The sequence below is a fragment of the Nonomuraea guangzhouensis genome (assembly GCF_019396345.1).
In the GTDB taxonomy this organism is placed as follows: domain Bacteria; phylum Actinomycetota; class Actinomycetes; order Streptosporangiales; family Streptosporangiaceae; genus Nonomuraea; species Nonomuraea guangzhouensis.
Genome location: NZ_JAHKRM010000021.1, coordinates 243,599 through 256,067, shown reverse-complemented (window position 1 = coordinate 256,067; position 12,469 = coordinate 243,599). Strand labels below are relative to the sequence as shown.

General features: G+C 72.1%; 9 protein-coding genes. 5 read left to right on the top strand and 4 right to left on the bottom strand.

Annotated elements, in window-relative coordinates; genetic code table 11:
• Positions 1-983, top strand: a 983-nt coding sequence (locus tag KME78_RS38405; RefSeq protein WP_219534376.1) for a helix-turn-helix domain-containing protein, incomplete at its 5' end; no start/stop codon positions are given.
• Here the strand turns inward: KME78_RS38405 and KME78_RS38400 are convergent.
• A complete protein-coding gene (locus tag KME78_RS38400; protein WP_308127289.1) occupies positions 919-1,359 on the bottom strand; it encodes a type 1 glutamine amidotransferase domain-containing protein in 441 nt (146 codons plus the stop codon). The genes KME78_RS38405 and KME78_RS38400 overlap by 65 nt on opposite strands.
• A gap of 314 nt (positions 1,360-1,673) precedes the next feature.
• Between KME78_RS38400 and mtnA the strand changes: the two genes are divergently transcribed.
• From mtnA to scpA, 4 genes are all read left to right on the top strand, one after another.
• Positions 1,674-2,612: an S-methyl-5-thioribose-1-phosphate isomerase gene (gene mtnA, locus KME78_RS38395; RefSeq protein ID WP_219534375.1), complete on the top strand. Its 939-nt coding sequence runs from the start codon at positions 1,674-1,676 to the stop codon at positions 2,610-2,612.
• Positions 2,613-2,710: 98 nt separating this feature from the next.
• Positions 2,711-3,484 (top strand): peptidoglycan recognition protein family protein, encoded by a 774-nt coding sequence (locus KME78_RS67450; protein ID WP_219534374.1) that lies wholly within the window; start codon positions 2,711-2,713, stop codon positions 3,482-3,484.
• A gap of 67 nt (positions 3,485-3,551) precedes the next feature.
• Positions 3,552-5,279, top strand: coding sequence for a methylmalonyl-CoA mutase subunit beta (locus KME78_RS38385; RefSeq protein WP_219534373.1), 1,728 nt, complete (start codon positions 3,552-3,554; stop codon positions 5,277-5,279).
• A complete protein-coding gene (scpA, locus tag KME78_RS38380; RefSeq protein ID WP_219534372.1) occupies positions 5,276-7,429 on the top strand; it encodes a methylmalonyl-CoA mutase in 2,154 nt (717 codons plus the stop codon). Before KME78_RS38385 ends, scpA begins: the two co-directional genes overlap by 4 nt.
• Before the next feature lie 7 nt (positions 7,430-7,436).
• Here the strand turns inward: scpA and KME78_RS38375 are convergent, their stop codons facing one another.
• Genes KME78_RS38375 through KME78_RS38365 form a run of 3 tightly spaced genes read right to left on the bottom strand, consistent with a single transcriptional unit; the run spans position 7,437 to position 12,414 of the window.
• Positions 7,437-9,098 carry a serine/threonine-protein kinase gene (locus tag KME78_RS38375; protein ID WP_219534371.1) on the bottom strand — a complete coding sequence of 554 codons (1,662 nt, stop codon included), beginning with the start codon at positions 9,096-9,098 and terminating at the stop codon, positions 7,437-7,439.
• The gene (locus tag KME78_RS66520) at positions 9,098-10,885 is read right to left on the bottom strand and encodes a serine/threonine protein kinase (protein WP_281428962.1); all 1,788 of its coding nucleotides are present in this window, start codon (positions 10,883-10,885) and stop codon (positions 9,098-9,100) included. The genes KME78_RS38375 and KME78_RS66520 overlap by 1 nt, the downstream gene beginning before the upstream one ends.
• Complete coding sequence (locus KME78_RS38365; RefSeq protein ID WP_219534370.1) at positions 10,885-12,414, bottom strand: serine/threonine-protein kinase; 1,530 nt, start codon at positions 12,412-12,414, stop codon at positions 10,885-10,887. Before KME78_RS38365 ends, KME78_RS66520 begins: the two co-directional genes overlap by 1 nt.
• Positions 12,415-12,469: the final 55 nt, after the last annotated feature.

Below are 12,469 nucleotides of genomic sequence, written 5' to 3'. Positions count from 1 at the left end.
CGCGGGGAATGGCGCCCACCTGGATCGGCGACTTCGCCGCCTCGGCGGCGACCGTCGCCGAGGCCGACACCATCGCCGCGGCGACCGGCGTTCCCGGCGCGCCGCACGTCAAGCTCCGGCTCAGCGCCTTGCGGGGCCGCAGTGCCGAGGCCGAGGCGCTCATCGCCGCCACGATCGAGCAGGCCGGCGCGGGTGGCCGGTCGATGGGGGTCGCGGTCGCCCAGTGGGCGGCCGCGGTCCTCTACAACGGGCTCGGCCGCTACCAGCAGGCGATGCCGGCCGCCCAGGCCAGTACGTGGATCGCGCAGCCGTGGGTCTCGATCTGGGCGCTGCCCGAACTCATCGAGGCGGCGGCACGCGTCGGTGACGAGAAGATCGCCCGTGACGCGCTCGAACGACTGGCGGACGCGGCGGAGCCGTGCGACACCGACTGGGCGCGGGGAATCCTGGCCCGCTCCCGGGCGCTGCTGAGCTGCGGAGCGCCCGCGGACCGCCTCTATCGAGCGGCGATCGAGCGGCTGGCACGGACCCGGCTGCGTCCCGAACTCGCGCGTGCGCACCTGCTGTACGGCGAGTGGCTGCGCCGTGAGCGTCAGCGGATCGAGGCACGGGATCATCTGCGTACGGCGTACGAGATGTTCCTGTCGATCGGGATGGAGGCGTTCGCCGAGCGGGCCCGCCATGAGCTGCTCGCCACGGGGGAAACCGTCCGCAAGCGCACGAATGAGGCGTCGCCGAGTGACGAGCTGACGCCGCAGGAGAAGCAGATCGCACTGCTCGTGCGGGACGGCTTCTCCAACCCGGAAGTCGGCACCCGGCTCTTCCTGAGCCCGCGGACGGTCGAGTGGCACCTGCGTAAGATCTTCACCAAGCTGTCGATCACCTCCCGCAGGCAGTTGCGCGATGCTCTTCCCCGGGCTACTTCAACGCCTTCAGCAGCCGCTCCGCCAGGACCGCGGCCGAATGGGGATTCTGCCCGGTGATCAGGTTGCGGTCCTCCACCATGTACGGCTCCCAGATCTTGCCGCGGCTGAACTCGACGCCGACCTTCTCCTTCAGCTCGTCCTCCAGCAGCCACTGCACCTTGGCGGCCAGCCCGACACCCTCCTCCTCTTCATTGGTGAAGCACGTGACCCGGTAACCCTTGAAGGGCGACTCGCCGTGGATCCTGGTGGCCAGCATCACGGCGGGGGCATGGCAGACGATCGCGAGCGGCTTGCCGGAGGCGAGCGCCGCCGTCAGCAGCCGGCCCGCGTCGGCGTCCACCCACAGGTCCTGCATCGGACCGTGGCCGCCGGGAATGTAGACCGCGTCGTAGTCCTCGATGCGGGCGTCCGACAGCTTGATCGGCCGCCGCATCACCTCGGCGGAACGGGTTCGCGAACTCCTCGGCCCAGTAACCCGTCGCGTGTCTCGTGCCGTCCTTCAACGTCAGGTACGTGGCTCCGGTGAGCACGAAAAGTAGCTTCGCCATCGATCACTCCTCTCGAAGAATCGCCCCCCTGATTCAGGTTCGCGCGCAAAGCGGCAGGTGGCACCCGTAGGACACCCTGGTCCCCTCCCTGGCCCGTGCGATGTCGCCATGCGACCCGCTACCCACCGGCGGCGACGGCGGACACAGCTCTGCGAAGCCGCCCATACCGGCACTCCGCCCGGACGGCTACGGTTTGGGCGTGAGGACGATTGACTGGGTAGACGGCGCGGTCGAGCTGGTGGATCAGACGCGGCTGCCGGACGAGTGCGTCATGCTGCGGATCGAGACCGTCGCGGACCTGATCGACGCCATCCGGCGGCTGGCCGTGCGCGGGGCGCCCGCGCTCGGCGTGGCCGGGGCGCTCGGTGTCGTGCTGGCGGCCGGCGACCAGGACGCCATCGCGCGGCTGCGCGCCGCCAGGCCCACCGCCGTGAACCTCGGCTGGGGCGTCGACCAGGCCGCCGCCCACCTGTCCCAAGGTCAGCAGGCCGTGCTCAAGGCCGCGCTGCGGATCCGCGACGACGACATCGCCGCCTGCGAGGCCATGGGCAAGCGCGGCGCCGACCTCCTCGAAGGCGACCGGCTGCGCATCATGACCGTGTGCAACACGGGCGGGCTGGCGGCCGTCGAACGGGGCACCGCGCTCGGCGTCGTCCAGACCCTGCACGAGCGCGGCCGGCTGGCCGAGGTGCTCGCCCTGGAGACCCGCCCCCTGCTGCAGGGAGCCCGGCTCACCACCTGGGAGCTGGCCAGGATGGGCGCGCCGCACCGGCTCATCGCCGACTCCGCCGGACCGTACCTGCTGGCCAAGGGCGGCATCGACGCGGTGCTCATCGGCGCCGACCGCATCGCCGCCAACGGCGACACCGCCAACAAGATCGGCTCGTACGCGCTGGCGCTCGGGGCCGAGCGGGCCGGGGTGCCGTTCATCGTCGTGGCGCCCGAGACCACCATCGACCAGGCCACCCCGTCCGGCGAGCACATCGAGATCGAGGACAGAGGCGCCGACGAGATCGTCACCATCCGTGGCAGGCGGGTGGCGCCGGAGGGCACCCGTGCGGTGAACCCGGCGTTCGACGTCACCCCGCACGATCTCATCACCGCGATCGTCACCGACAAGCGGGTGATCAGGCCTTAAGTCGGTTTAGGTAGCAAAATAACCAGATCTACCCACCTTTCCGCGCACTCCGGGCTACGCTCAGTGGTCACATTTCCCCAACCCCCGGAGAGCACAAGGTGGCCATCGACCTCGTGTTACGGCGCGACTGGCACGCCCGTGAGCGGCACGGCGACTACACACAGCTCGACTCCACCAAGGGAGTTAAGGTCCACTACACGGGCGGCCGGGTCGAGCCGGGCATCATCGGCGACCACGCGGTCTGCGTGTCGCTGGTGCAGTCCATCCAGGGCTACCACATGGACGGCAACGGCTGGATCGACATCGGCTACTCGTTCGTGGCCTGCCCGCATCGCAAGGTGTTCGAGGGGCGGGGGCTCCACCACTTACCCGCGGCCAACGGAGCCGGGCTCAACGCGGGTCACTACGCCGTGCTCGGCCTGGTCGGCAACGCCGGGCTGGTGGAGCCGCCCGACGGAGTGCTCCACGGGATCCTGGACGCGGTCGAGTACGTCCGCGAACGCGGCAACGCGGGCAAGGAGATCAAGGGCCACCGGGACGGCTACTCGACCGACTGCCCGGGCGAACCCCTCTACGCCTGGGTCAAGCGCGGCGCGCCCCGGCCGGGTGGCAGCACCCCGCCGCCCGACCCGCCGACGACGCCGCCGTTCCCCGGGCGGCTGCTGAAATACCCGCCCGTGATGCGTGGCGAAGACGTGCGTACGTGGCAGCAGCAGATGAAGGTACGCGGCTTCGAGATCGACGTGGACGGCGCCTACGGCAGCGGCTCCCGCGACGTATGTCTCCGTTTCCAGCGCGAACAGGGCATCGACGACGACGGCATCGTCGGGCCGACCACCTGGCGGCTGTCCTGGGAGGCACCGCTGACCTGACAGTGGGGTCGGTCAGGGGCGAGCCCGGGGTTCCTGGGTTCGGCGGGCACCGCCTACTATCCGAAACATGCATCTGGCAGCGGGCTTTCCTACCACGAACCGGGACGATTGGCGGACGCTGGCGCTCGAGGTTCTGCGTAAGTCGGGTGTCGAGGCCGGGTCGCCGGAGGAGGCGCTGGCCGGCGTCACGTACGACGGGGTGACGCTCGCCCCCCTCTACGACGCCGCCGACCTGCCCGAGCACCTGCCGCGCGTGCGCCGGGCGGCGTTCGCCGGGTGGGACGTGCGGCAGCGGCACTCCGTGGCCGACCCCGAGGCCGTGCTGGCCGATCTGGAGCACGGGGTCACCTCGCTCTGGCTGGTCCTGGGTGACGGCGCGATCCCGGTCGGGCGGCTCCCCGACGTCCTGCGGGAGGTCTATCTCGACCTCGCGCCGATCGTCCTGCAGGCCGGGGCCGAGACCCGGGAGGCCGCCGAGGTCCTGTTCGGGCTGGCGGCGGAGCGCGGCGTGTCGCCGAGGGGCAACCTGGGCGCCTCGATCGGTACGGCGGGACGGGACGTGACGGCCGAGCTGGCGGTGCGGTGCGCGGCGGACTTCCCCGGGATGCGGGCCGTCATGCTGGACGCCACGCCGTACCACGACGCGGGCGGGAGCGACGCCGACGAGCTCGGCTGCTCGATCGCGCTGGGGGTCGAGCACCTGCGGGCGCTCACCGGCGCCGGGCTCGGCGTCGGGCAGGCGTTCGGGCAACTGGAGTTCCGCTACGCCGCCACCGCCGATCAGTTCGCCACCATCGCCAAGCTGCGGGCCGCGCACACGCTCTGGGCGCGGGTGGCCGAGGTGTGCGGGGCGGCGGACGGCGGGCAGCTGCAGCACGCGGTGACGAGTTCCGCGATGATGACCGCCCGCGACCCCTGGGTGAACCTGCTCCGCACCACCATCGCCTGCTTCGCCGCCGGGGTGGGGGGTGCGGACGCGGTGACCGTGCAGCCGTTCGACGCGTGCCTGGGTCCGCCGGACGCGTTCGCCCGGCGGATGGCCCGCAACACGCAGGCGCTGCTGCTGGAGGAGGCCGGAGCCGGGAGGGTGGCCGACCCGGCGGGCGGTTCCTGGTACGTCGAGCGCCGCACCGCCGATCTGGCCGACCGTGCCTGGGCCTGGTTCCAGGAGATCGAGGCGGCCGGCGGGATCGGCGCGGCGTCCGAGCTGGTCGCCGGGCGGATCGCGGATACCAGGCGGCGTCGTGCCGACGACATCGCCCACCGGCGCTTCCCGATCACCGGCGTGAGCGAGTTCCCCAACATCGCCGAGAAACCGGTCCGCGTCCCGAGCGCCGGCGAGGCGGGCTTCGCAGGGGAGGGGCTGCCGGAGATCCGGTACGCCCAGGAGTTCGAGGCGCTGCGCGACCTCGCCGACGCGCGGCCGCGGCGGCCCGTGGTGTTCCTGGCCACCATCGGCCCCGTCGCCGCCTACACGGCCCGTGCCGCGTTCGCCGCGAACCTGTTCCAGGCGGGTGGGCTCGCCACCGAGTCCGCCGGGCCGGGCACCGACCCCGACCAGATCGCCACCGCCTTCGCCGTCAGCGGCTCGACCGTCGCCTGCCTGTGTTCCAGCGACAAGATGTACGGCCTGCACGCCGAGGCCGTCGCCGCCGCGCTGAGACGGGCGGGCGCGAGAAAGATCTGGCTGGCGGGGAAGGGTGACTACGAGGGCGTCGACGACCGCCTCTACGCCGGGTGCGACGCACTCGCCGTGCTCCGCACGACCTTCGACGACCTGGAGGTGACGCGATGATCCCGGATTTCTCCGCCATCCCGCTGACCGGCCCGGATCCCGGCGAGCCCGCCGGGTCCGCCCTGTCCGGCGAGCCCTGGGAGACGCCCGAGGGGATCGCGGTCAAGCCCGTCTACACGGCCGACGACCTCGGCGGGCTCGACTTCCTGGGCACCTATCCGGGCGCCGCGCCGTACCTGCGCGGCCCCTATCCGACCATGTACGTCAACCAGCCCTGGACGATCCGCCAGTACGCGGGCTTCTCCACGGCCGAGGACTCCAACGCCTTCTACCGCCGCAACCTCGCCGCCGGGCAGAAGGGGTTGTCGGTGGCGTTCGACCTGGCCACGCACCGGGGCTACGACTCCGATCATCCGCGGGTCGCCGGTGACGTGGGCATGGCCGGGGTGGCGATCGACTCGATCTATGACATGCGGCAGTTGTTCGACGGGATCCCGCTGGACCGGATGTCGGTGTCGATGACCATGAACGGCGCGGTCCTGCCCGTGCTGGCGCTCTACATCGTGGCGGCCGAGGAGCAGGGGGTGGCGCCCGAGCAACTGGCCGGGACCATCCAGAACGACATCCTCAAGGAGTTCATGGTCCGCAATACCTACATTTATCCCCCGGCCCCATCAATACGCATAATCTCGGATATTTTCGCGTTTGCCAGTGAAAAGATGCCGAAGTTTAATTCCATCAGCATCTCCGGCTACCACATTCAGGAGGCCGGGGCCACCTGCGACCTGGAGCTGGCCTACACCCTGGCCGACGGGGTCGAATACCTGCGGGCGGGCGTCGCCGCCGGGATGGACGTCGACCGGTTCGCGCCCAGGCTGTCGTTCTTCTGGTGCATCGGTATGAACTTCTTCATGGAAGTCGCCAAGCTGAGAGCCGCCCGCCTCCTCTGGGCCAACCTCGTTTCCGGATTTAACGCGAAAAATCCGAAATCTCTGAGCCTCCGTACCCACTCCCAGACCTCCGGCTGGTCCCTCACCGCGCAGGACCCGTTCAACAACGTCGCCCGCACCTGCGTCGAGGCCATGGCCGCCACCCAGGGCCACACCCAGTCCCTGCACACCAACGCCCTCGACGAGGCGCTCGCGCTGCCCACCGACTTCTCCGCCCGGATCGCCCGCAACACCCAGCTCCTCCTCCAGCAGGAGTCCGGCACCACCAAGGTGATCGACCCGTGGGGCGGCTCCTACTACGTCGAACGCCTCACCCACGACCTGGCCGAACGCGCCTGGGCCCACATCCAGGAGGTCGAGGCCGCCGGCGGCATGGCCCGCGCCATCGAGGCCGGCCTGCCCAAGCTCCGCATCGAGGAGGCCGCGGCCCGCGCCCAGGCCCGCATCGACTCGGGCCGCCAGCCCGTGATCGGCGTGAACAAGTACCGCAGCGACGCCGACGAGCCGATCGAGGTGCTCAAGGTCGACAACAGCTCCGTACGGGCGCAGCAGCTCGACAAACTACGCAGGCTCCGGGCCGAACGCGACGACGGCGCCGTCACCCAGGCGCTCGACGCCCTGACCAAGGCCGCCGGCAACCCCGCCCCGGGTCTGGAGCACAACCTGCTCAAACTGGCGGTCGACGCCGCCCGCGCCAAGGCCACCGTCGGCGAGATCTCCGACGCGCTGGAGCGCGTCTTCGGGCGCCACGCGGAGCAGGTCCGTACCATCTCCGGCGTGTATCGCGACGAGGCGGGCCCGACCGCCAACATCGAGCGCGTACGGCACGCGTGCGCCGCCTTCGAGCGCGCCGAGGGCCGTCGCCCGCGCATCCTGGTGGCCAAGATGGGCCAGGACGGCCACGACCGCGGCCAGAAGGTGATCGCCACCGCGTTCGCCGACCTGGGCTTCGACGTGGACGTCGGCCCGCTGTTCCAGACGCCGGAGGAGGTGGCGCGGCAGGCCGTCGAGGCCGACGTGCACATCGTCGGCGTGTCCTCGCTGGCGGCCGGCCATCTGACCCTGGTTCCCGCGCTCCGGGAGGCCCTGGCCGGGCTGGGCGCCGACGACATGATGATCGTGGTCGGCGGCGTCGTCCCGCCGGGCGACTTCGACGAACTGCGCGCGGCCGGCGCCTCGGCGATCTTCCCACCCGGTACGGTGATCGCCGACGCCGCCCTGGACCTGCTGGCGGAGCTCGGGTCCCGCCTGGGGCACTGAGGCGGGCTCACTCCATCCGGTCGAGGGCGCACATCTTCACGGAGATGGCGCGCTGCTGGCTGCCGCCGCTGACCACGTTGAAGACGACCCGGTGCGTGCCCTGCGTCTTGAACGACCCGGCCGGCAGGTAGACCTTGTGGGGCGTCACGGCTGGGGTGCGGCCCAGGTTCTGGCCGTCGACGAGCCAGCGGTAGGTGAAGGCGTGGCCTTTGGGGCCGTCGATGACGGCGTACACGTTGAGGTCGCTACGCCAGCAGCCGCCCAGGTCGATGCCTTCCGTGCGCAGGCTCACGGACCGGACCCCGCCGCTCGCGGTCGTCGGCTTGGCGGTGGTTGCGGTCGGGCTCGGTTTGGCGGTGGTCGCGGTGGTGGGCTTGGTGGTCGGCGGGGTACTCGCCGGGTCGCGCGTGGGTCGCTTGCGGCCGGGGGAGGGCGTGGTGGACGGCTTGCTTTTGGCCCCGGTGGACTTGGTGGGAGACGCGCCGGTGGGGGAGAGGCCTGTGGGGCTGGGCGTCGGGGTCGTGGTGGGGGTGATGAAGGCGCCGATGATGTTCGGCAGGCGTAAGGACGGCACAACCCAGACGACGGTCGTCACCATCACCCCCGCCACGGCCACCGCCGCACCGCCCACGAGCAGCGCCCGGTTGCGCCCCGGCTTCGCCCCGGCCCCGTTCCACGGCCCGCCTCCGCTGGAGGGCCTGCCCTCGGCCCTCGGTCCCGCCGCGCCGGGCGCACCGGCGGCGTTGGGCCGGCCGGGTAAGCCGTATGCGGCTGGATACCCGTTTCCGGCCGGTCCGGGGCCCGCGTGCCCGGCCTGGGCAGGGCCCGGATGGCCGTTCCTGGCCGGTCCGGGGCCCGGGAATCCGCTCGCGGCGCCCGGCGCGTGGCCGCCGGACAACGGGTTCGCCGTGCCGCCGAGCAGTCGCAGCAGGACGTCCTGCATGGTCGGGCGGCGGGCCGGGTCCTTGGACAGGCACGCGTACACGATCGGCCGCAAGCCGTCCGGCAGGTCGCCGAGCTGGGGTTCGTTGTTGAGGATGCGGTTGATCACGGCAGGCAGCGCGTCGTTGCCGAACGGCGGCACCCCCGACGCCGCGTACACGATCACCGACCCCCACGCGAACACGTCCGCCGCGGCCCCGACCGCCGTCCCGCCCAGCTGCTCAGGCGCCATGTAGGCAGGAGTGCCGACGATGCCGCTGGTGACCGTCAGCGCGGAGCCGGAGGCGCGCGCGATGCCGAAGTCGATGACCCGGGGGCCGCCGGGACCGAGCAGGACGTTCGCCGGCTTGAAGTCGCGGTGCACGACGCCCGCGCGGTGGATGGCGGCCAGCGCCGTGGCCGTGGCGACCGCGAGGCGCTGCAGGCCCGCGCCGGTGTGCCGACCGGCCTCCTGGAGCGAGGGCCCGTCCACGTACTCGGTCACGATGTACGGCCGGCCGCTCAGCGAAGCGTCGAGCACCTGCGCGATGCAGAACGGCTCCACCCGCCGCGCCGCGGCGATCTCCTTGGCCAGCCGGTCGTCGTGGGCCGAACCCGTCCGCAACACCTTGACGGCCACCTGCGTGCCGTCCGGGGCGTACCCCAGATAGACCACGCCCTGACCGCCCGCACCCAACCGCCTGGCCAGCCGGTACGGGCCGATCTCGGTGGGATCGTCCTGCGTCATCAGTCTTCGATGGAGCAGACGGTGAACGTGGTGGACCTGCTCTTGGCGACCGGCGACGTCAGTTTGAACGTGACCCTGTGCGTGCCCGCCGACACCATGTAGCCCAGGGACCCCTCCCAGCCGGTGTACTCGCCATGACCGATCAGGCCCCCGCGGCGCATGACGGTCTTGCTGTCGATGACCCAGGCGAAGTTGTACTTCAGCGTGCCGTACTCGCCCGTCGGCGTCTTGTCCGTCTCCACCTGGGTTTCGAAGTTGACCGGCGGCTGGAGGCAGCCGTTCGTGGGATGGGCACCGTGGACGTTGATGGCCAGGATCGAGAGGTTGGCCCTCGTGGTGGTGGTGGGCTTCTTCGTGGTGCGGGTGGGTGTGGGCGTCGTGCGTTCGGGGGACGGCGTGGATCTCGTCGTGGGTGTCCGGGTGGGGGTCGCGCTGGGTTTCGGCGTGGGCTTGTGGGTGGTCTTGCGCGGCCGCGGCCGGTGGCTCTTCGACGGGGTGCCGTCCGCGGTGGGGACGTCTGCCTCGGTCACGGAGGTGCGGGAGGAGGCGGCGATGACCGGCGGCTGGGTCCCCGTGCCCGGCGGGAAGACGAGCGTCACGGCGGTGGCGATGGACGCCATGATCGCCACACTGCCCCCGCCGGCCAGTAACGGGATGAGCAGCCGCCCACGCCCCACCGCCTGCCCCTGCTGCGCACCATGCCCGGCCGCCCGCCTGCCCGGCTGCGTACCCGGCCCGACCCCAACCGGAACCGGCCCCCTGGGCTGCGTGCCATGCCCGCCTGGCGCGCCGTGCCCATGTCCGCCCGGCGAACCAGGCCCGACCGGCCCGCTGGGCTGGGTGCCATGGCCGGGACCCAGCGGTCCATGGGCGGCGGCTCCCGGGAAGCCCGGTCCGGCGCCCAGCGGTCCGTGCGCGGCGGCCCCCGGGAAGCCCGCCCTGGGGCCCAGCGGTCCATTTGCTGCGGACCCTGGGAAGCCCGCCCCGGCGCCCGTCGTACCGGATGACTGGCCGCCCAGGAGGCCGAGCAGCACGTCCTGCATCGTCGGGCGGCGGGCCGGGTCCTTGGACAGGCACGCGTACACAATCGGCCGCAGCGAGCCCGGCAGGTCGCCGAGCTGGGGTTCGTTGTTGAGGATGCGGCTGATGACGGCGGGCAGCGCGTCCTGCCCGAACGGCGGCTCCCCGCCGGCCGCGTACACGATCACCGACGCCCACGCGAACACGTCCACCGCCGGCCCGACGGCCGCCCCGGCAAGCTGCTCGGGCGCCATGTAGGCAGGAGTGCCGACGATGCTGCTGGTGACCGTCAGCGCGGAGTCCGTGGCGCGGGCGATGCCGAAGTCGATGACGCGCGGCCCGTCCCGCCCGAGCAGGACGTTCGCCGGTTTGAAGTCGCGGTGCACGATCCCGGCCGCGTGGATGGCGGCCAGCGCCGTCGCGGTCGCCACGGCCAGCCGTTGCAGGTCGCCGCCCGTGTGGCGGCCCGCCTGCTGGAGCGACGGCCCGTCCACGTACTCGGTCACGATGTACGGCCGGGCGCCCAGCGAAGCGTCGAGCACCTGCGCGATGCAGAACGGCTCCACCCGCCGCGCGGCCGCGACCTCCTTGGCGAAACGGTCGTCCCCGGCCAGCCCGTCCTGCAGCACCTTGACCGCGACCGGGCCGCCGCCTGGCGCCTCGGCCAGGTACACCACGCCCTGACCGCCCTCACCCAGCCGCCCGACCAGCCGGTACGGCCCGACGGCACTGGGATCCTCCGGCAGGAGCGGTTCCACGTTCGGCATCAGGGCGTCTCACGCGGGCACAACGTGACGGAGACGCTCCGCTGCCTGGCCACGGGAGAGGTGATCCGTAGCGTGGCGGAGTGGGTGCCGCCGGTGCCTTTGAGGTTGCGGGGCGAGGCCAGGTACAGCGCGCCGTCCTTCGGGATGACGGCCGTCGACCGCTCCACCGCCTTGCCGTCGATGATCCAGGTGAAGCCGAAGTTCATCGCCTTGCCCTGGCGCTGGACCAGGCCGGTCAGCGTCACCTGGCCGCCGGCGTAGCACCCGTTGTCGAGCGCGCCGCCGACGCGGACGTACCGGACCTTGAGCTGCCCGGTCGTGGTCGCGGGGTCCGCGGTGGGGGTGCCGTTCTGGCTCGCCGGGTCCGTGGTCGGCTCGGACGTGTCTGACTTCTTCGGGCTTGGCGTACGCGTGGGCGAGATGGACGGGCTCGGCGTGCTGGTGGAGGTGCCCGACACGTTCTTGTTCTTCGGCTGCGGGGTCGACGGGGTCAGCCACACGATCGCCCCGGCCAGCGCCAGCACCGAGATGCCGGAGGCGCCCGCGATGGCGGCGGTCTTCCCTCGCCGCCGCGCCCGCCCCGCTCCGCCGCCGCGGCCGGCCGCCTGCCCCTGCGCGGTCTCGTACGCGGCGGCCTGGTCCGACTCGGCACCGTACCCGGCTTGGGGCGGCGTGGCGCCGTACCCCGCTTGATCGGGGGCGGCGCCGTAAGCGGGAGGGCCGTGCCCGGACCGGCCCAGCGGCCGGGACTGTCCGCCGAGCAGGTGCAGCAGCACGTCCTGCATCGACGGCCGGTGCGCCGGATCCTTGGCCAGGCAGCTCAGCACCACCGAACGCAGCGGCTCCGGCAGCTCGCCCACCTGCGGCTCGCTGTGCACGATGCGGTTGATCACCGCGGGCAGCGAGTCGTCGCCGAACGGCGGCACCCCCGACGCCGCGTACACGATCACCGACGCCCACGCGAACACATCCGCCTGAGCCCCCACCACCTGCCCCGCCAACTGCTCGGGCGCCATGTAGGCGGGCGTGCCGACGATGCTGCTCGTCGAGGTCACCCCGGAGACGAGCGCACGGGCGATGCCGAAGTCGATGACGCGGGGGCCGTCCCGCCCGAGCAGCACGTTCGACGGCGTGAAGTCCCGGTGGACGACGCCCGCCTGGTGGATGGCGGCCAGCGCGGTCGCCGTCGCCACCGCGAGCCGCTGCAGCTCCGCCCCGCTGTGCCGCCCCGCTTCCTGGAGCGACGGTCCGTCCACGTACTCGGTCACGATGTACGGCCGGCCCGACGTCGAGGCGTCGAGCACCTGCGCGATGCAGAACGGCTCCACCCGTCGCGCGGCGGCGACCTCCTTGGCGAAGCGATCGTCGCCGGCCATGTCCTCGCGGAGCACCTTGATCGCGACCGGCGCCCCGTTGCGTGCCTGGCCGAGATAGACCACACCCTGACCGCCCGCGCCCAGCCGCCCGACGAGCCGGTAGCGGCCCACCGCTGCCGGGTCGCCCGCACGTAAGGGTTCGACATTGGGCATAAGGGGAGTGACTCCTGTGACCGCTGAGAATAGACGTCCAGCACCCTAGCGCCAA

Excerpts from the sequence above, each read along its gene's own strand:
- scpA (WP_219534372.1), top strand. The coding sequence starts at position 5,276 with ATGATCCCGGATTTCTCCGCCATCCCGCTGACCGGCCCGGATCCCGGC.
- KME78_RS38375 (WP_219534371.1), bottom strand. The coding sequence starts at position 9,098 with ATGACGCAGGACGATCCCACCGAGATCGGCCCGTACCGGCTGGCCAGG.
- KME78_RS38400 (WP_308127289.1), bottom strand. The coding sequence starts at position 1,359 with ATGCGGCGGCCGATCAAGCTGTCGGACGCCCGCATCGAGGACTACGAC.
- KME78_RS38385 (WP_219534373.1), top strand. The coding sequence starts at position 3,552 with ATGCATCTGGCAGCGGGCTTTCCTACCACGAACCGGGACGATTGGCGG.
- KME78_RS38365 (WP_219534370.1), bottom strand. The coding sequence starts at position 12,414 with ATGCCCAATGTCGAACCCTTACGTGCGGGCGACCCGGCAGCGGTGGGC.
- KME78_RS66520 (WP_281428962.1), bottom strand. The coding sequence starts at position 10,885 with ATGCCGAACGTGGAACCGCTCCTGCCGGAGGATCCCAGTGCCGTCGGG.